Here is an 18,845-nt window from a genome sequence, read left to right as displayed (position 1 = left end):
CCAACCCCGACGCCGGGCGACATCGTCGGCACCAGCGGCAACGACACCCTCAAGGGCACCACCGGCGGTGATGTCATGAAGGGCCTCGCCGGCAACGACACCTACACCGTCAACCACAGCGGCGATAAAGTCGTCGAGCTGGCCGGTCAGGGCACCGACACGGTCGAGAGCTCGATCACCTATACCCTGCCCGCCAATGTCGAGAACCTGCAGCTGACCGGTTCAGGGGCCATCAACGGCACCGGCAACAGCCTCAACAACGTCATCACCGGCTATGGCGGCGCCAATGTGCTCAATGGCGGCGACGGCAACGACACCCTCAACGGCTGGGGTGGGGCTGACACGCTGATCGGCGGCAACGGCAAGGACGTGTTCCAGTTCAGCGACAAGTACTCGGCTGACGGCGACAAGGTGATGGACTTCGTCCACAACACCGACAAGCTCGACTTTTCCAAGATCGACACCAACGGCGCGCAGGCCGGCGACCAGGCGTTCATCTTCGACGGCTACAAGACGAGCGGCAGCAACGGCCATCTCTGGGCGGTCGAGGACACGGCGGCGAATGTGACGCATGTCTACGGCAAGGTCGACAACTACCAGTTCCATGTCGATCTGGCCGGCCTCAAGCTCGGGCTGACCACCTCGGACTTCATGCTGTAAGGCTGGACGTTTCGACAACCATCAAGACAAGGCCGGGCGCAGGACAACGCGCCCGGCCGACTTTTCCGACATCACCCTCGACACAACTGATGCACAATCCCATCGCAGGCGCGGCCCACAAGTGCCTACCCTCGACGCAGGCCTTGTCACTGCCATGATGTCAATCTGCGTCCCAGCCTGCATTTTAACGTATCGCTGTCCCGCAACGCTGCCAGAGGCCTCTGATCGGCTCGACTATATTGCCGGTTATGAACGATCCCGCCATCAGGGCTATCACCTTCACGATCAGGTCATTGAATCGCCCGTGGCGACTAGGGACGAGATTCTGCAATAGTTCGAGCGCCCCCGTCAGCACGATCAGCATCAAAAGGATCGATGCATATCGCCTAGGATATGCAAGGCGGAATATGCACCCTACCATCATGAACGCAGCCACGCGTTCCAGATTGGCCGGGGCGCCACTGACTGGGCGCGCGCCAATCGGCACGAGAGACACAATCGAGATCGCCGCAATAAGCAACCAAGCCAAGAAGCGAATGGCAACTTTTCTCGTCGGCTTCACAAGCCCTGCTCCTTCCATTCCATCGTATCAAGCATTACTGGTCTCTTATGATCCACGTGGATGATCGATATGGGAATTTCCGGCACTTCATGCCGTTCTTTCTCCTGCCCCAGCACGAACTGTGTTCGAGTTGACGTGCTAGAAATGGGTCAAGAATCAGAATGTAACTGAGCACTTGAAGCTACAGAGGAAGGCCGATATCGGAACGTTATCACGCTCGTTTCGTAGTTGGAGGCGTTGACGGCCCTTCGGGAGCGCAGAAGGCCTCCCCCAATCGTCTCATCGTGCGTCTCGTAATCAACGTGCCCCATGATATACGTTGCCCGACCACCGGTTCTTTCCCAGGCGCGATAGAGCATCAACTTCTGAAGATACCAAGCAACCCCATTATTGGATGGCTGAGAGCCGCCAGCAATGTAGTAGGTATGCGTGCCGAATTCGAAGCCAATGAAGGCGGCCTGAGGCTGCCCCATCTCTGAAATAATCGCGCTGATCCGATGACTTGGCGCGGTCAAGTGGCCGCCTATATAACTTAAAAGGGCTCTTATCCAATCAAACTGAATCCCCTTCCGTTCATACATCACGGAACGAAGTCGAATAATGGCGGAGACGTGGAGGAGGCATTTCAAACCAACCCGTGTCTGGACATGCAGATCCGCCTTCTCCGCACGCTTTGCATTTCGCCGCGTATTATTGCTCGTGCCGGCCCAATATTCATCCCAGTTCGACCATCGCCGGAAGTCGACGGCATGTACGGTGAGCGGGCGAATGTTCTCCATTTCAATGCCCGGCACATCTCGAAGATCTTCCTCTCTCGCTTGCTCGAGATTGAGATGCCACCCGTAGCGGTACCTCCCGGGCCCGACGTGTTTCAGAACAGCGCCCATGCATGGCGTCCACAGAGCCTCGAAGCCAGGCGCCAGAACCAATCTGTCGAGAAAGACGCACTCCTCCCCGCCAATTCCAACAGCGCATTGACCGACCTTGCGACCAGCGTGATGGAACTCGAAGATCTGGAGGCGTCGTCGAAATAGCGACTTCAGAGACCAGCCCCCCAACCATCCGTGCGATGATCTGAAAGATGCGCCACCGGCCTGCGCAAAAGCATCCCATTCAACAGGACTACAGTCTTGGAGGCGGCGGGGAACTACCTCCACCAGGCACTCAGAAGACATTTGAAGGAGCATTCGTTCCCCCTTCCGTACCTTGATCCTGTAGCTCAAAGCCCCTGAAACCTCGTACGGTCAGCAACTGACGGAGGAGATGACTATCCTTCAGGTGTTCATTGAGAAGCATTGCCACCACGACAAACACAGAAGTCCAGCCCAACGAGGTAAAACTCGCAGTGAAGCCATTTGCAACCGCTTCATCAGTACTTCCCGCAAGCACCGGAAGAGCAATGGCGGCACAAACAAGAAGGCTTGAAAGGGCGGTAGACCGTCTCACCAACGCTCCGCCCGAGGGCCGACATGGCCTTCAGTAGCGAACCCATTTGGTCGAGACATCAGCCCTGTTGCATCGATGACAACCTTATGAAGGAAGCGATTGAATTCAAGACGTTTGAACTGCTTGTGCCCCACTAGCAACGCCACGATATCGGCCTCTCGCCGTGCGGCATCAGCATCAACCAGATCCACATCGGGACAGCCAGAGAACAGCGCCGGAAGAGACTTAACAAGTGGATCGCAGATCAGAACCCGCATACCGCCATGCTGAAGGAGCTTTGTTACGATCTTCAAGGCGGGGCTCTCGCGGAGGTCCCCCACATCAGCTTTATAAGTGATCCCGAAGCACGATATCACGGGATTCTTGAAGCGATCAGCTAAGTCAAGAATCCGGTGGAATATATACTCCGGCTTCCGATCATTGACCTCGCGAGCCGTTCGGATCAAGCGCGCCTCTTCAGGCGCCGAGTCAACGATGAACCATGGATCAACAGCGATGCAGTGTCCGCCAACTCCTGTGCCTGGCTGCAGAATCGAAACTCGCGGATGCTTATTTGCTAGCTCGACGGCTTGCCAGACATCGACACCAATCCGATCGCAAATCACAGACAGCTCATTGGCAAATGCGATATTGACGTCGCGAGACGCATTCTCGATGAGCTTTACAAACTCGGCGGTGCGGCAGTCGGTAATATAGATCTGCCCGGTCACGAACGTCTCGTATAGCGATTGCGCACGCCGGGAGCAGGTATCCGTCATGCCGCCAATGATGCGATCGTTGGCTACGAGTTCCCGAAGCATATTTCCGGGGAGAATTCGCTCTGGGCAATGCGCAACGGCAATCTGGGCATCACCGGGGTCCTTGTATTGCGGCCAAGCGAGGTCCGGCCGCGCGGCTGAAAGCCTGGAAGTGATCATCTCCGTGCTCCCCACGGGAGATGTCGACTCAAGGATCACAGTCGAGCCAGCCTGTAGAAACGGCGCTATGGCATCACAGGCACTCTCCACATGAGACATGTCAGGCTTTTTGCCGTCTTTAAAGGGAGTTGGAACGGCTATGATGAAGTAGTCGGCTTCTTCCGGCTGCGTTTGTGCCTTGAGACGGCCCGTGTTGATGGCAGCTGATAGTAGCATCTGCAAATCAGGTTCGTGAAAGTGTGCCTTTCCTGCATTGATCGACGAGACCGCAGTCTCGTTGACATCATAGCCGATGACTTCGAAGCCGCGGCTCGCCATCATGGCAGCCGTTGGAAGGCCGATGTATCCCAAGCCGACAACACAAACTTTCGTCATATGGAAAACGACTCCGCAATGATTTTCGCAATCTGTGTTGATGCCGTTCCATCGCCATACGGAAATACGGCCTTTGCGCGTCTCTCGTAGCAGGCCTCATCATCGAGAAGAGCTGAGACCTCGTTGAAGATGCGAGTGGGATCTGTTCCAACAAGGCTAACTGCGCCCGTCGCGATAGCCTCGGGACGCTCTGTTGTATTCCTCATCACAAGGACAGGACGCCCCAGAGCGGGACCTTCTTCCTGGATGCCGCCAGAGTCGGTTAGGATCACCTTAGCTCGCTTCATAAGCCTTATCATGTCCACATATGAGACAGGATCGATAAGGTGAATGTTCGGCAGATGGCTGAGACGTGCACCGACGACATTACGGACGGCCGGATTCAGATGAACGGGATAAACGATCTGAACATCCTCACGGGTTGCTAACCTGGCGAGACCGGTACAGATGTCTTCGAATCCAGCACCGAAGCTCTCCCGGCGATGCCCAGTGACCAGAATGAGGGAGCGATCCGGATCCAGCTCGACCGGTGTCTTCATCATATTTGGACCGCCAGCTTCGTGTGCATCAATTTGGCGGGCAACATGGAGAAGAGCATCGATTCCGGTATTGCCTGTCACATAGATTCGACCGCGACGATTATATTCGCGATCAAGATTTTCAGCTGCGACCGATGTTGGAGCGAAAAGATAGTCAGCGACCGAGTCGATTGCGACCCTGTTAAATTCTTCTGGCCATGGATGGGAGAGATCAAAGGACCGAAGCCCTGCCTCCACATGGCCGATCGGAATTCGGCTATAGAACGATGCGATGGCGGTTGCCATTGCCGTTGTCGTATCACCGTGGACAAGGACCAGGTCGGGACGTGTGGCTTCCAACACTTCAGTCATCTGGCTGATGATCAAGCCCGTCATGTCCGAGAGCTTCTGATTGTGAGTCATCAGGTTGAGATCGATATCCGGCTTCTCATCAAAGACTTCGAAGACCTGATCAAGCATTTGTCTGTGCTGCCCGGTAATTGCAACGCTTACACCGACATTGCGGCATTCGCGTAGTGCCCTTACGACTGGAAGCATCTTGATTGCCTCAGGCCGTGTTCCAAATGCCAAAAGGACGTGATGCATGCCCCTACCTTAAAACCAAGCGTTTGCTTCTGCGATGACCTCAGCAGGGTCCAAAGCAAGAATACACGATCTTCACGGGTCTTACTTCGCTCTTCTGGATTAGCCTTCCTGAATATGCTGGAAAGCAAAATAAATTATGATGGCCGCGCTTGTACAAGCTAGTGCCGCAAGACGCTGCCTTGCTAGGCTATGCTTGCGTAGGGATCATATACTAGTTTCTATACCTAGCTTAGACTGGGCCGCTTCATGGAGCCGCCTATGAATGAAGATCGAGAATTTCACTCTTCAGCAAATCATAGGCTAAGCGACCCTTCTCCAACAACTCTCGTCGTTTGCCCTGTTTCGTCGCTGTTTCGACGTGACTCAGAGCGGAAGCAATCGACAGCTCCGGTTCGTGGATAAAGGCACCGATTTGGAGTAAGTGCTGATCAACGTCAAGCAGTTCATCCTGGTAGACTGAAATGGTCGGTATACCCAGCACGGCCATCTCACGCGTCATCGTGCCGCCCGCCCCAATGAAGAGATCGCAATCCCGCGCTATCTGCTGAATGGCACGGGCTCCCGTCACAAGTGTAACGCCTTTGAACTTTTGGTCCTTATAATGGAGAGCCTGCTCTTTTCCCCGCGGCAGAACCGTAACATCCGCCACCGCGCTCAAAGCCATGATGACATCGTCTAGAAAATTCGTTCGCCCACGATAGTATTGTGCGGTCCAAGGCTCCGGTCTGATATAAATCGACGGGCGATTCTTGACTTCCGCTGTCGGCAAGCGATCAAGTTCATCGGCCAGTCTCCAGAGATACAGACCTTCTTTCACGCCAGGATACTGCCGTACCTTTTTCGCGCTGGCACCCTGCCTCTTTACTTTATCCATTCTCAGATATTCGGGAACAAGAATCCGTTTCGCCGCTAAGAATGCAGGGACATTCCCAAGCGCGTGCTCGTTATCATTCATATAAATTGCGGGAACGCCCAGAAGCCTGGATGTTATGGGCGAATGAAAGGAACTCTGAGATACAGCGGCATCGAGCCCCTCGTGCGCCAGATGATTGCGCAGTTGGGCAACTCGGATCGGAAAGCCGAGGGCTTTACGTAAGAAGCGCTTGCCATAGTGATCGCCCACAACCGTAAATTCAATCGCTTCAAGCTTGAGAAGATCGATCGTGTTTGCGAGGGGACGGCAAGTAATGACAACTTGGTGCCCTTCTTCCTGCAGATCCCTTAGCAGAGCAGAAAACATATTGACGTGAGGCGAGTTCGACAAATCGAACCAGATTCTCATGACACAACCCGCTGGAGCCGTGTCACATGCTCCCTCTGCGCTTCATCACACGATGAAACTTCTGATCGAGAGATATCGGGCGCACTTAACTCGTCTATCAATCTTTTTGTCTCGACAATATTCTGCCGCGACGAAGCTCCGAACACGATCGATTCAACATTCGGTAAACTGCAAACGTACTCGATTGCCTCACGAGCAGGAATAGCACCGGAAGCCAGGACAGACATCGCAACCAGTCGGAATTGCCGCGTTCTTAGCACATTTTCATATGCCGATATCCCGCCAGACATTCTGAATCCAGCTTTGTTGATCGTCGTGCATACGATTGGATTCTCGATACCAGCTCGCTCAAGAGCGTCGAGCAATGGCGGAAGATTCATTGTGATAAAGCCGGGCTCCGCTTTGTACTTTCTCCTTATGTGATTGGCAAATATGTGGAATGCCTGATCATAGCCAATGCCGAGCAGCAGGTCGGTCACAACGTTCTGCAGAAAGACGACAGGTGTCCTTAACCCATGAAACATCTTCATCTCGGCATCGATCAGAAGTTCGGCAAGGCCTTCGATATTCATGCTAGCGAGCGATACACCACCCTTCAGGAGGGCAGAGATCGTTCCCTCTTGCGGGAGGATCTGGCGCAATGCCTCTAGCGGCCCATGCTCTGCCATTGCGTTAGCATATTTGTGTGCATAGGGCATACATGGGTAGAACTCGAAGTGCTCATATCGGCGCGCGTTCTTTCGAACATGCTCGGCAATCTCAGCGACCTTCGCATGGGTTGTACACATGAAAGTGTTTACTTTTGCGTCGACTGCATAGTCCAGAACCTGAATCATGGACTCAGCATCGCGAAAGCGCATGGCCTGCGCCCGAGCCTTTTCCTCCGACGCATGATTGACGCCGAAGAATTGGTTGTCTCCAAATAGTACGCGGTCCACGGTGATGATCAGCCTCTCGATGTTACACGGCTCTTAAGGGTTCGAAAGAAGTTCGAACGGGTGTTTGACGACGCTTCTCCTTGATGTGCTTCTATACGCGCAGAGCGATCTGAGGCATCGCTAGCGAGCATCTGAATCACGCGGTCTGTATCTGCAGCAGTAGAAAAGGACGATCGACATTCCTCGTGTGCATTTATGCAGCGGACAAAATGATCGAGCTGCGCGGTGTACTCTTCACCTCGCAGGTAATAATCTACCGGCTTTGTCAACTGGGTGATGTTCTCAACGTGCCAACCCTCAGAGTATGATCTGATCGGACGCCTGACGTAGATTTGCAACTCCTGCCGATCGGCGACAGCTTTTCCATTGCTTCCCCAGATTGTTACGCGCGTTGACATTTTGCGATGGCTGTCGTCGCTCCAATTAGCGGACAATTGGCCGGTCGCACCGGACCGAAAGTGCAGCGTCGAGTACACTTCGTCGTCGACATCTCGGGAGAATATGGACTGCGCAGCAGTTCCGGACACTGCATATGGCGCCTCATAGATGAAATTCACGATGTCGACAGCGTGTGAAGCATAATCGTAGAGGCAGCCGCCACCCTCGGAGCGCTGTGCCCGCCATGTGGCTCCTCGAGTCCGCAAGACCACCGGACCATGGGCTTCTGTACGAATGTGATGAATCTCGCCTAGACAGCCGGATTGCACGATCTCTCGTGTTTTCTGAAAGGTACCAACAAAGCGAAAATGATAGCCCACTTGGCCAACACGCCCGCGGGAGGCTGCTTCGGCGGCCAGCGCCTTACCCTCCGAAGGATCGAGACAGAAAGGTTTTTCGCAGAAGATATGGAGATTCTTCTTAAGCGATAGCCGGACCAGTTCAGCATGGGAGCGAGATGGCGTTGAGATGATGACGGCATCAAGCCCCGCGGCGTCAATCATCTCGATCGGACTTTGATAGCATCGGAAGGCCGTATTCTTCCGAAGAATACCGAGGAGAGCGGGGTTACTGTCACAGACTGCTGTGACGTCGATCCCGGGATGACTATTCGCGATGGCGAGATGAGAAATTCCCATTTTCCCCAGGCCAATCAAGCCGGTTCGTATTCCCATAGAGATGCTTTCTTTTCAATGAAACCCGGGGACCAGAGAATAAATATATTGAAGATTCAATATGCTCTCAATCCTCTGCTTACTGTGCGCTTGGAGCATAGGGATTACGCGCCTATGAGTAGCAATCTCGCATGTATTATTCTTTCTCATATTCCTTATTAATATACGTCAGCGCGGTGCTTGATTACAGCCACCACCGTGTAAACGAGTATTTTAAGGTCGAGAAATATTGAGGCTCGTTTGATATACTCGAGATCAAGTTGAAGGCGCTTCTGCATATGCGCCAGAGTCGGCGTTTCCCCTCGCGCTCCGTTGATCTGTGCAAGCCCGGTAATGCCGGGGATTGCAGAAAACCTGGATGCATAGGTTGGCAGCTCGGCGATATACTTTTCATCATGAACGAGAGCGTGCGGTCGCGGGCCGACCAACGACATCTCACCACGAAGTACGTTGAAGAGCTGCGGCAACTCGTCAATGCTAGTCTTCCGCAAAAATCTGCCGATCGCCGTGACACGCGGATCGCAGGCAGTTGCCTGACGCACTGTCGGATCGGACGCACACTCCGCATGCATCGACCGGAACTTGAAGATCACAAATGGTACCTGCCGAAGCCCGTGACGCTTCTGCCGAAAAATAATAGCGCCTGAGCTGGAAAGCTTCACGCTAATTGCAGCTAGCATCAACATAGGAAGCAAGATGCCAATCATGACTGTCGCCAACACGAGGTCGAACACGCGCTTAAGATGTGATGTCAAATAAGGACTAGCACTATCATGGGTCTGCGCTGCCCTCCACTTTCGTGAGCGATGGGGTCGCGAGGGTGCATAGCGCACCGGTTGAACCCCCACCCCTCCTGTCAGGAAGTTTCGCACCGCCATAAGAGATCCTCGCCGCATAAGACAAAGCTGACGCAATGATGGCCGGGCTCTTAGAGAGGGATCAATGATGTATAGAGATTATATACTAGCGGGACAGCGCAACGCGATACTAATTTCCGGAGGCCAATTTGTATTAGGCAGCCTTAATCATTGATACGCCTCTCCGACTCATATTAATGACTTAACTACTTCGCATTATCGGGATCGACGGATTAATCCCAAAGATCGCGAAATCTCGCGGAATCCCGGAGATCAGAGACCGCGACTGTGATCGCAGATGAAGGTCCAACTTCGAAGTTGGCCTTCCGGATTCTTGGCTTAAATTTGCATAGCGCAAAGACGAAACAGTTAAGTCGCGGCCCGGCCCCATGCAGAACACAGTCCGGCACCATCGGGCCTGACACCCGGCTGGCCAAACTCAAGCCCATCGATTTGGACGCTCGTGCTTAGCAGCGTCCCCTATCAATAACCATATCTCTCTGGAGGATAGTGGCACTTATTCAAGACGACACCCAGAACGTGGGACTCCTGCGCCAAGCTTCTCTCGCAGACATCAATCTCATTTACAGAGCTCTTTTCAGCTGCCGCAACGAGGAGGACGCAATCGACATTCGGCAAAAATGCAAGAACGTCGTCGCTTGCGAGCATGGGCGGAAGGTCAAAGAGCATGACGTCCGGTCTCAATTTGTCCTTCAAGTTCTTGATACTCGAAATGGCCTCCTGGCTTTGCAGCAACTCCGCGGCATACGAAACTGGATAAGCATTTGCACCTATCGCGACGTTTTCCCCATATCGAGTGAATGCCTCCTCAATTGAGATGTCACCTTTGAGGAACCGTTCCATGGAGTGCAGTTTTTCAAGCCCAAGCGAGGCACCGATCTTGGGCTGTCGTAGATCGAGATCAACAACGACTGTTCTACAATCTTTGAGATTGGAAAGACTAAATGCCAGGTTGAGCGCTAGGACAGTTTTACCACACTTTGGCGTTGGCGACGTAATCGCGACGGATGTCCAGTTATTTTGCCGCAGAATCCTCAGTATCTTTGTCCGGAGAGTATCGAACCTGGTGCAAGCATCGTCCGTGCGATCAAGTGTTATGATCCGCTCTCGTGCGGCGTGCTTTCGATCGATCTTGATATGAGGAATACGTCGCCACATGGCGTCGCTGGCTTGAGATAACGGAGGAGCTGGCGCTCTCTCGTCGCGGAACGTGACGAGAGCTATTTCTCGTTCCATCTTTTCAATTGTGGATTGGATACTTTCCATCATCGGCCTCTACATCCCTGACGAGCGGCGCAGCATTGCCGGTATTACCTTGAGTCCTACCGAACGCACTTCACCCGGAGACGATATATAGGGAATCGTCTCCAGAGGTTCGATCTCCAACGACGTGAGTAGCTCCGCCGGTCTGCGCACAGTCTTGTTCAGGAACTCCAGCACAACGATCAATCCCAAACCGAGTATGAGAGATGCCACCACACTGCCCAGAGCGATCGCGAATCGCTTTGGTCCTACGGGATGTTGTGGTGGCGTTGCGAAGTCCAGAACTGAAAGCCGTTCTCCTTTGGATCGCTGCTCGATTCGATCCCCAGTCGAGGCATCAGCTAGTCTTGAGGCCGCTGCGTTATATTGACTCTGGATGCTCTGGCGCTGCCGATCGAGCGAGTTCAGCGTCGCTTCATTAGCTGGAGTTGCAGCAATCGATCGATTTAGCTCCGCAAGCTTATGTTCGATCGTGGGCTTCTCATCTGCAATGAGAGCAAGTCTCCGATCCATATCAGCTAGCTGTATGTTCAGTTCCGGGGGGAGCGGCTTGCCCCCCGATGCATCGATGTCACCAGCTCCCATATCTTTTACGGTCCGATCGAGAGAAGCAATCTGCGATTGAAGTGCGGAGATCGCCGGGCTCGTTTCGGAATATATCGTTCGCTGCTCGACCAGAACTTTTCTCAACTGCTCAAGCGTTCGTTCCTCAGGCGTCATCGCGTCCGCATTAGCGACACGTCCGGTACTAGCATACATTTGCAGAAGTCGCATACGCCCGTCATGAAGCGATGTTTCCTCTCGACTGAGTTGCATCAGCCTTTCCTGTAAGGTGAGCTGCTGATTGCTGCGAAAGGATGTACCCTCAGGTAACGCATCTCTGTTTTCTTTCTTGAAGCTTGAGATCTCGCTTTCAATCTGAGCGAGCCTTGTGCTCAACTTTTCCGTCTCCTGCTGGAAGAACTGCAAGGTCTCCCCCGCTTGACCGGTTCGCATCTCGGCATTCTTTCGGAGAAGGATCCTCGCGAACTCATTGACGATATCGGCGGCGATGACAGGATCCCTCGCTTTATAAGATATGTTGAAGGCGAGCGCAGCATCCCTACCTCGGGGAACATCAAACTGAATCTGCTCAATGCTCATCCGAGATCGGATGTCATCGGCAATGTCGCTCTCCGAGGCATTTGGGATATCTTTGTAAAGGCCGAGACGATCTGCGAGCGCAAGGAGATTTGCACGCGTCATCATTTGCAGCTCTATAGTTTGCAACTGCTTGAAGATCTCGTCGGGTACCACCGGTCGTACTAAATCGGTAGAGATCTGCGGCGACTCCACCAAGATTCTCGCATTAGCTTGATAGGTCGGCGGAAGGAGATGAGCGACTGCGATACCCATCCCAGAGATGAGCACGACGATTGCCAGGAAATAGTGGATCTTTCGAAGGAAAAGCGACGCATAGAAACGAATATCAACTCTGCTCATTGCGCTCTCACCCTGCTCTCCCAAAAAAAGATAGGACTGCCCATGTGCGCTCTGCACTCATCCGCTTTCGGTACCTTATATGAGTGATTGCAAGTCGTATCTTCGTATAATTTCAAGCTGTCCGGACATTACTTTCTATCTAATAATTAAAATTCCCGCTCACAAGCAATTAAGATTTCAGATGATCGCCTGACCAGGAAGTATTACAGAGCAATTACCATGTTGACTGGCCCAGCATAGTTGCGGACAATCGGAGAAATTTGCCGGAAGCTAAGCTTTTCCTCAGATTGAGCGAGCAGGAATGTCGAAAGCCCATATGTTTACGCAATCCGTGCGCTCCCACGTCATTGCATCTATATCTATCGCTCTCGCCATGGCTTTCGTCAGCCCTGCCAGGGCGGATACCCATTTCCTTGCCCCACAAACAAAGATCCGCGTTACGGTCGTTCAATGGATCCCATCCAAGGGAGAGTATCAACAGTGGGGTCCGATCAGCGGCGAGTTCACGGTCTCATCCGTAGGGACAATTTCATTACCGCTCCTAGGAACCATTAGCGTCACCGATACGGACGACGCTGGGCTCGCGACACGAATCGGAGAGCAACTCAAAGATAAAGCTGGCCTAATTAATGCACCCAGTGCGACAGTCGAAATTTTGGAGTACCCCCCAATCTATGTTGTCGGCAGCGTAACGGCACCGGGAGAATACAAATTCAGGCCCGGCATGACCGTGCTTCAGGCCCTCGCCCTTGGTGGCGGCCGATATCGTGGGACTACCGAAGGAGGCGATAAAGGCCAGATTGGAATGTTAGGCGATCTGCAGACGTTCCGAGAAGACATTCTAAGAACCTTGGCGCGAATCGCCCGCTTGCAGGCGGAGAGTGCCAGCGCAAAAGAGATCTCATTTCCGGTCGAGTTAACGTCGAGCGCGGCCGACAGCAGCGCGCAGGAGGTCATGGCTCAAGAGCAGATCGTCTTTGAGACACGCAACAACGAGCTTAAGCGGCAGCTTGATAGCCTCGACGAGCTTCGGAATCTGTTTGTATCCGAGATCGATATCCTGCAAAAAAAGACGGAGACGCTAGATAATCGTATAAAGCTCGTCAGCGACGAACTCGCCGGTGTTCGGTCACTCGTCGAGCGAGGCATTGCCACGGTATCTAGACGATCTGAGCTTGAGCTTGCCGTCTCGAACCTACAGTCCAATCGCCTTGATGAGATTACTGCGACAATGAGAGCGCGCCAGAATCTAAGCGAGGCGACGCGTAACGCGCTGAGCTTGCGTGATAAGCACCAAACTCAGGTCTCAGTGGAGCTGCAAGAGGCGCAGGCAAACCTTGAGCGCATAAAGATCAAAGAAGATGTCATAAAGAAGATCCTGGTCGTTAGCGACGCGCCACTCCTAGGCAAGCGCGCCACGGAGAATACTGTGGAACCAGTTCTAACGTTCACAATCGTCAGGCAAATAGCGGAGGAGGCAAAAGAAATTGCTGCCTCTGAGCAAACTTCCTTGCTTCCAAGGGATGTCGTAAAAGTGGCGATTAGCGAGCCCCTCAAGAAGCAGTCTTCCAGTACTCTGATGAGCAGAGCCACGCAGTAGTCCCCGCCCCTTACCGAAGGAGCTGGCACAGGACGAACTGACTTTAGTCAAGCGTTCTTGCTTCGATCATGACAATTGGCCGTCGCTGATAGTTTCGACTCCCCGGAGACTGCCATACAGATGGACAAGGGACGCAAGCGGTATATGGGACAGGAATTGCAAGGCTGTTGAGCTCATGTCTCCAAGTGAATCTTCCAAGACAAAGCAGACCTACACTCAAATTCTAAAATCGACCGCGCAGATCGGCGGATCATCGGTCGTGAATATCGCTTTTGGGATAATTCGGAATAAAGCACTTGCGCTCATTCTTGGACCAAGCGGCGTGGGCCTGATGGGCTTGTATAACTCAGTAGCCGATCTCACACAGAGCTTTTCCGGTCTCGGAGTTCAAAGTAGCGGCGTCAGGCAAATCGCGGAGGCGGCTGGGACGGAAAATGAGGAGAGAATCGCGACAACAGCGATCGTACTGAGACGCATCTCTTTCTTCCTCGGGCTGTTCGGAGCCTGCCTCCTGCTGACATTCGCCGTGCCGATTTCAAACTTTACGTTCGGCAGCAATCAACACGCGTTTGGTGTTGCACTGCTTGCGATCGTAGTCTTTTTCAAATCCATATCTGCGGGCCAGACAGCGCTTGTCCAAGGAATGCGCCGCATTTCGGATCTCGCTCGCATAAGCATTCTAGCGGCACTGTTTAGTACAATTATCGGTCTTCCGATTATTTATCTCTTCGGCGAACAGGGTATCGTTCCCTCCTTGATCGCGATGGCCGCCGTTTCAATCCTGACTTCTTGGTGGTACAGCCGGAAGGTCGAGATTAGAACGCGTACCGTCTCCATAGCCGAAATGTGGCCCGAGACTGTGCAGCTGCTCAAACTGGGCGTCGCCTTCATGGCGAGCGGCTTTCTGACGTTGGGAGCCGCGTACGCGGTCCGTATCATCGTGCTTCATAGCCATGGGATAGACGCAGCGGGGCTCTATCAAGCCTCGTGGGTTCTCGGCGGGCTATACGCTGGGTTTATTCTACAAGCAATGGGAGCAGATTTCTATCCGCGCCTCACCGCAGCAGCCAACGATAACGGCGAATGTAATCGCCTTGTAAACGAGCAGGCACAGATTAGCATTCTTCTTGCGGGACCTGGCGTGATAGCGACTTTGACTTTTGCGCCCGCGATCATGACCTTATTCTATTCCTCCGCATTTTACCCAGCAATCAGCCTGCTTCGCTGGATATGCCTCGGCATGATGCTACGGATCGTATCCTGGCCCATGGGCTTTATCGTGCTGGCGAAAGGCGCCCAGAAGGTGTTTTTCTGGATGGAGGTAGCAGCAACATGCATTCATGTTGGAGCTGCCTGGCTTCTTGTCAGCTGGTTTGGACTTGATGGCGCTGGCGCCGCATTCCTAATCTTGTACATATGGCACAGTTTTCTAACTTATATAGTTGCGCACCACCTCAGCGGCTTTAGGTGGTCGCCCGACAATATCAGACTCGTAGCGATATTTCTGCCGACTGTGACGCTAGTGTTCTGCAGTTTCCTTTACCTTCCTGTCTGGATCGGAGTCATCGTAGGCAGCATCGCGCTGATCTGCACAGGTCTATTCTCTGTGCGAACCCTCCTTGCGATCTGCCCTCCGGATCTCATCCCCGCCTCAATTCGCCCTTGGGTCGTGCGAGTTCTCTGATCATAACTTCATACGCGGCGAAATCTCTGCCGCTAGCGGAAGCGCCCCACGGCAAAATGAGCCGCTTGCCAAAAGTAAGGGAGAGTGAGAGCCAGGTTCGTCCGCAGCGGGTCTAACGTGGCGCTTCCGATATGAAGCCATCTGATACGTATCGCATCAACAGACCATTCACCCCTATGCCCGTTTAGGGTTCTGCGACTTCCAAGTGCGCTCTAAAGCAGTGCTCTCATATTCTACTGCAGTTGACGCGCTGTAAGGCAGCCGCGGCCTCCCGGCATTGTCCGTAATAGCAAGTTAATTAGCGCGGCCGTGACTTGCAGACATTTGCCGATGAACGGATATTGGTGACCTGTGGCAGATCAGAAAATCGTCTCATGGAAATGCAGGTCAGCCAATGAGAAAGGGCCTTGCGGCACTCCCGACTGCTGTTGGCGTTCTCTCGCGTCTTGCTGCCGAGCGTGTGATCCAGGCTGGAAAGGACGTCGACACGCTTTTAAGGAAGGCGGGACTTCCGTCGACGTTGCTGAATGATTCCAACATGCGTGTCAATGCCAGAAGCCAGATAGAGTTTCTGAACATGGCCGCCGAGGAGGTCAAAGACAACCTCCTCGGCTTTCACATTGCGCAGGAATTCGACCTGCGCGAACTTGGCTCATTCTATTACGTCATGGCGTCGTCGGAGAAACTTGGCGACGCGATTACCCGTGAGGCTCACTACAGTTCCGTTGTCAACGAGGGGCTTCGAGTTTCCTGCCACAAGACCAATGTGTTCACCATTGATTTTGAATATGTTGGTGTAGAGCGCCATCTCGATCGGCATGAAATGGAGTTCTGGATAACCTGCACATTACGGAAGAGCCGTTTCTTCACGAATCGCGGCCTCACGCCGACATATGTTGGCTTCATTCATCGGCACGACGGAGACCTTTCCGAGATGGAGCGTTATTATGCATGCGGAATCAACTTTGGCGCGCCCGCCGATAGAATGTCATTCGAGACTCAAGTGGCGGATCTGCCGTTAGTTACCGCCGATCCTTATCTTAATAAATTTCTTGTAGAAGACTATGAAAAGGCTATCGCAAAGCGTCAGCTAAGCCGCAATCCCCTCCGAACTCGTGTCGAGAATGCCATCACGCCAAGACTTCCGCACGGCAATGTCAATATTACGAGCATTGCCAGTGATCTCGGCATGAGTCCTCGAACTCTTTCACGGCGCCTTGCGGAAGAAGGTCTGACGTTCAGCATGATACTCGATGAGCTAAGGTCGGTTCTTGCAAAGAACTACCTTCAGAATAGTGATCTCTCTATCTCACAGATCACGTGGCTCTTGGGTTACTCAGAAGCCAGTTCCTTCGTGCACGCGTTTCAAAGATGGGTCGGCATGTCCCCAACAGACGCAAGGCGGCAGATTCACAGAACCGGCCAAGTCGCGCATGCAGGCAACCACAGTCAAAGCCAGCCTTAACAATCTTCTTCCTGAAACTTTAGAGACTCTCAGCGTTCATCGACGCCGATATATCCGTTGTTCCGTCGCACCCATTCGCGACATAGCGATCACTCGGCAGTCGAAGCGTCCTTCTGAAAACAGCTTCGACACTCGCTCCTGCCTGCTCCCAGCTGGCGGAGCGAACACTCCTGGACGCATCGCTTGATATGGCTGAGAAGTCTGGATCGTTGGCGATCGCTTCCAATTCAGCGGCGAGCGCTTGAGGAGTCGGCTGCGCGTAACGAACAAAGCTGTTATTGAGCACAATGCGATTGTGCTCGGCCTCGTTCACGACCGGGATACATCCGGCTGCAAGCATCTCATGTGGCACAAGGGAAACATTCGTCAGTGACAAGCTCAGGCCCGCAAAGCACTGGTTATAGATATCATTCAGCTGACTTGGCGTAGCCCAGCCATGATCGACGACTTGGAACGGTAGATTGCTGATTTGATCGCCATAGAAGTGAATATTGATGTCAGGGCGCCGCTTGGCAAGGATCTCAAGTGCCATGATCCCGAGTTCATAGCCTCGCCGTGCATCGCGCCGCGCATAGTAGGCAATCCCGTCCCGCTTCGATCGCTTTTGGTCCCGATAGTAGGATGTGTCGCACCCAAAGTCGAAGTGATCCGCGACCATCCCGAACTGAGTACGCAATTTTTCTGCTAACCAACCACCTGCAGTTATCGCATGGAAGCCCATACGATACGTGTTTTCAGCCAGAATACTCGCTGCGCTGACTGGATGGAAGAAGGGCTCGAAATCCTGGACGAAATAGAAACGCTTGCCGGCAGATCGTGCGTTGTAAACGAGGTAGGCCGTAGGCCAACTGGTCGCAACGACGGCATGCGCGTCCTCCATGGTATCGTCTACATTCCCGACATGACCTTCAAACCGATAGTAGTCATGGACGATACTCTCGTAGTACTGATGATCCGCGCGATACGGGTCGTAGAAGTAGACACGATTGATATAGCCACGCTCCTCAAGATATCGGATCATTCTGAAAACCGTCGTATGCCCTCCTGATCCAGGGGCGGGCGGCGACATCACCCAATTTACAACGATTTCTTCTCCCGGCTTGGCTTGCCATTCCGCGTGGTTGGCTGGACTTGCCAGATCAGCTGCGATGACATCCGAAGTTCGGACAGGCAAAGGGACATCTTTTGGCCTAATCCGCTCGGCTAGGGCAGTTCTCGCACGGCTACTGACACCTTTAGGTCCCTCTGACAGGAGTATCCGCCGAATCTGGCGGACCCGACGCGCAAACTGCGGAACGACCTGACCAATCATCGATTACGCCTTTTCTTCTGACGACAAAGGCGACGTGTGCAATCGCGACGATTCATAAGGCCACCGCTCGAAGAAAGTCCTATCTGGCATATTATGCAGGCACAGGTGCCAAGTAAATCACATCGGTCGTCTCAAAAGGTGTACCTGCCATGGTCCTTGATCCGCTGCAGCTGTCACCAATGAAGAGCCTTTCCTTTTAGCGGTGCGGACTCTTGAGACATTCGGCTTTGTAGCTCACTTAAGCAGAGGCTGCGCTTAATGTTATTGCCTCGTTGAACCGAGCTTCGATCGGGGCGCGGAGATGCTGCCGCTGGTGTAATTGTCGGGCGCCTTGTCGGGAGAGAGACCATCCGTGACCATGGTATTATTAGTCATGGCCGGCATATGACCCTGACTGTCGGCACGGATATACTCATAGCCGTAATGGCCCTTCACCACATAGTTGTTAGCCCAGGTCACGTTGGTGATCGGCGAAGCGGTGTAGGAGCCGAGGTTGTAGATCGGGTAATTTCCGGGCGACGACAGATAATTGTCGTGGATGTTGACGTCGTCGACGGCGCCGAAGGTATTGGCGACGAACACGGCAGAAACGCCATTCGGCGAACCGTCGTTGATGATGGTGTTGTGCACGACTTCGACATTGGAGTTGCCGCCGAAGATCTGAATGCCGTCGAAATGCGCGCTGGCCGAGCCCTTGAAGCCGTGGATGTAGTTGCCTTCGATCCTGGTGGCGACGTTGCCCTCG

At 53.4% G+C, this 18,845-nt stretch carries 16 protein-coding genes and 1 pseudogene; 4 read left to right on the top strand and 13 right to left on the bottom strand.

Features of this window, described 5'->3' with window-relative positions:
• Positions 1–660: calcium-binding protein (locus K9B37_RS24375; RefSeq protein WP_305072175.1), on the top strand; the 660-nt coding region annotated here is incomplete at its 5' end.
• Positions 661–844: 184 nt separating this feature from the next.
• Here K9B37_RS24375 and K9B37_RS24370 read toward each other — a convergent pair.
• The 11 genes from K9B37_RS24370 to K9B37_RS24320 all read right to left on the bottom strand — a co-directional run bounded on the left by K9B37_RS24370 (position 845) and on the right by K9B37_RS24320 (position 12,039).
• Positions 845–1,222: a VanZ family protein gene (locus K9B37_RS24370; RefSeq protein WP_224316413.1), complete on the bottom strand. Its 378-nt coding sequence runs from the start codon at positions 1,220–1,222 to the stop codon at positions 845–847.
• Between the two features lie 149 nt (positions 1,223–1,371).
• Complete coding sequence (locus K9B37_RS24365; RefSeq protein WP_224316412.1) at positions 1,372–2,109, bottom strand: GNAT family N-acetyltransferase; 738 nt, start codon at positions 2,107–2,109, stop codon at positions 1,372–1,374.
• A gap of 277 nt (positions 2,110–2,386) precedes the next feature.
• A complete protein-coding gene (locus tag K9B37_RS24360; protein WP_224316411.1) occupies positions 2,387–2,668 on the bottom strand; it encodes a hypothetical protein in 282 nt (93 codons plus the stop codon).
• Positions 2,665–3,960: a UDP-N-acetyl-D-mannosamine dehydrogenase gene (gene wecC, locus K9B37_RS24355; protein ID WP_224316410.1), complete on the bottom strand. Its 1,296-nt coding sequence runs from the start codon at positions 3,958–3,960 to the stop codon at positions 2,665–2,667. Before wecC ends, K9B37_RS24360 begins: the two co-directional genes overlap by 4 nt.
• The gene (gene wecB, locus K9B37_RS24350) at positions 3,957–5,084 is read right to left on the bottom strand and encodes a non-hydrolyzing UDP-N-acetylglucosamine 2-epimerase (protein ID WP_224316409.1); all 1,128 of its coding nucleotides are present in this window, start codon (positions 5,082–5,084) and stop codon (positions 3,957–3,959) included. Before wecB ends, wecC begins: the two co-directional genes overlap by 4 nt.
• A 256-nt stretch (positions 5,085–5,340) precedes the next feature.
• Positions 5,341–6,366 carry a DUF354 domain-containing protein gene (locus K9B37_RS24345; protein ID WP_224316408.1) on the bottom strand — a complete coding sequence of 342 codons (1,026 nt, stop codon included), beginning with the start codon at positions 6,364–6,366 and terminating at the stop codon, positions 5,341–5,343.
• Positions 6,363–7,304, bottom strand: a complete 942-nt coding sequence (locus K9B37_RS24340) for a hypothetical protein (protein ID WP_224316407.1) — start codon at positions 7,302–7,304, stop codon at positions 6,363–6,365. Before K9B37_RS24340 ends, K9B37_RS24345 begins: the two co-directional genes overlap by 4 nt.
• 8 nt (positions 7,305–7,312) lie before the next feature.
• Entirely contained in the window at positions 7,313–8,416 is a 1,104-nt protein-coding gene (locus tag K9B37_RS24335; RefSeq protein ID WP_224316406.1) for a Gfo/Idh/MocA family protein, read from the bottom strand.
• Positions 8,417–8,574: 158 nt separating this feature from the next.
• A complete protein-coding gene (locus K9B37_RS24330) occupies positions 8,575–9,249 on the bottom strand; it encodes a sugar transferase (RefSeq protein ID WP_439651790.1) in 675 nt (224 codons plus the stop codon).
• Positions 9,250–9,756: 507 nt separating this feature from the next.
• On the bottom strand, positions 9,757–10,563 hold the full coding sequence (locus tag K9B37_RS24325) for a CpsD/CapB family tyrosine-protein kinase (RefSeq protein ID WP_224316404.1): 807 nt from the start codon (positions 10,561–10,563) through the stop codon (positions 9,757–9,759).
• 6 nt (positions 10,564–10,569) lie between these two features.
• Positions 10,570–12,039 (bottom strand): GumC family protein, encoded by a 1,470-nt coding sequence (locus K9B37_RS24320; RefSeq protein WP_224316403.1) that lies wholly within the window; start codon positions 12,037–12,039, stop codon positions 10,570–10,572.
• Positions 12,040–12,340: 301 nt separating this feature from the next.
• Between K9B37_RS24320 and K9B37_RS24315 the strand changes: the two genes are divergently transcribed.
• From K9B37_RS24315 to K9B37_RS24305, 3 genes are all read left to right on the top strand, one after another.
• Complete coding sequence (locus K9B37_RS24315) at positions 12,341–13,639, top strand: polysaccharide biosynthesis/export family protein (protein ID WP_224316402.1); 1,299 nt, start codon at positions 12,341–12,343, stop codon at positions 13,637–13,639.
• A gap of 175 nt (positions 13,640–13,814) precedes the next feature.
• Positions 13,815–15,323 carry an O-antigen translocase gene (locus K9B37_RS24310; RefSeq protein ID WP_224316401.1) on the top strand — a complete coding sequence of 503 codons (1,509 nt, stop codon included), beginning with the start codon at positions 13,815–13,817 and terminating at the stop codon, positions 15,321–15,323.
• A 394-nt stretch (positions 15,324–15,717) separates the two neighbouring features.
• The gene (locus K9B37_RS24305) at positions 15,718–16,788 is read left to right on the top strand and encodes an AraC family transcriptional regulator (RefSeq protein WP_224316400.1); all 1,071 of its coding nucleotides are present in this window, start codon (positions 15,718–15,720) and stop codon (positions 16,786–16,788) included.
• A gap of 19 nt (positions 16,789–16,807) precedes the next feature.
• Here K9B37_RS24305 and K9B37_RS24300 read toward each other — a convergent pair whose 3' ends face one another.
• Both K9B37_RS24300 and K9B37_RS24295 read right to left on the bottom strand, forming a co-directional pair.
• Entirely contained in the window at positions 16,808–17,962 is a 1,155-nt protein-coding gene (locus K9B37_RS24300) for a rhamnosyltransferase WsaF family glycosyltransferase (protein ID WP_224316399.1), read from the bottom strand.
• Between the two features lie 399 nt (positions 17,963–18,361).
• Positions 18,362–18,845: pseudogene (locus K9B37_RS24295) on the bottom strand (hypothetical protein); the annotation flags it as partial.

The organism is Microvirga puerhi (genome assembly GCF_020089865.1).
In the GTDB taxonomy this organism is placed as follows: Bacteria; Pseudomonadota; Alphaproteobacteria; order Rhizobiales; family Beijerinckiaceae; genus Microvirga; species Microvirga puerhi.
Note: the sequence above shows the minus strand (reverse complement) of the source record. Positions and strands in the feature narration are given on the sequence as shown.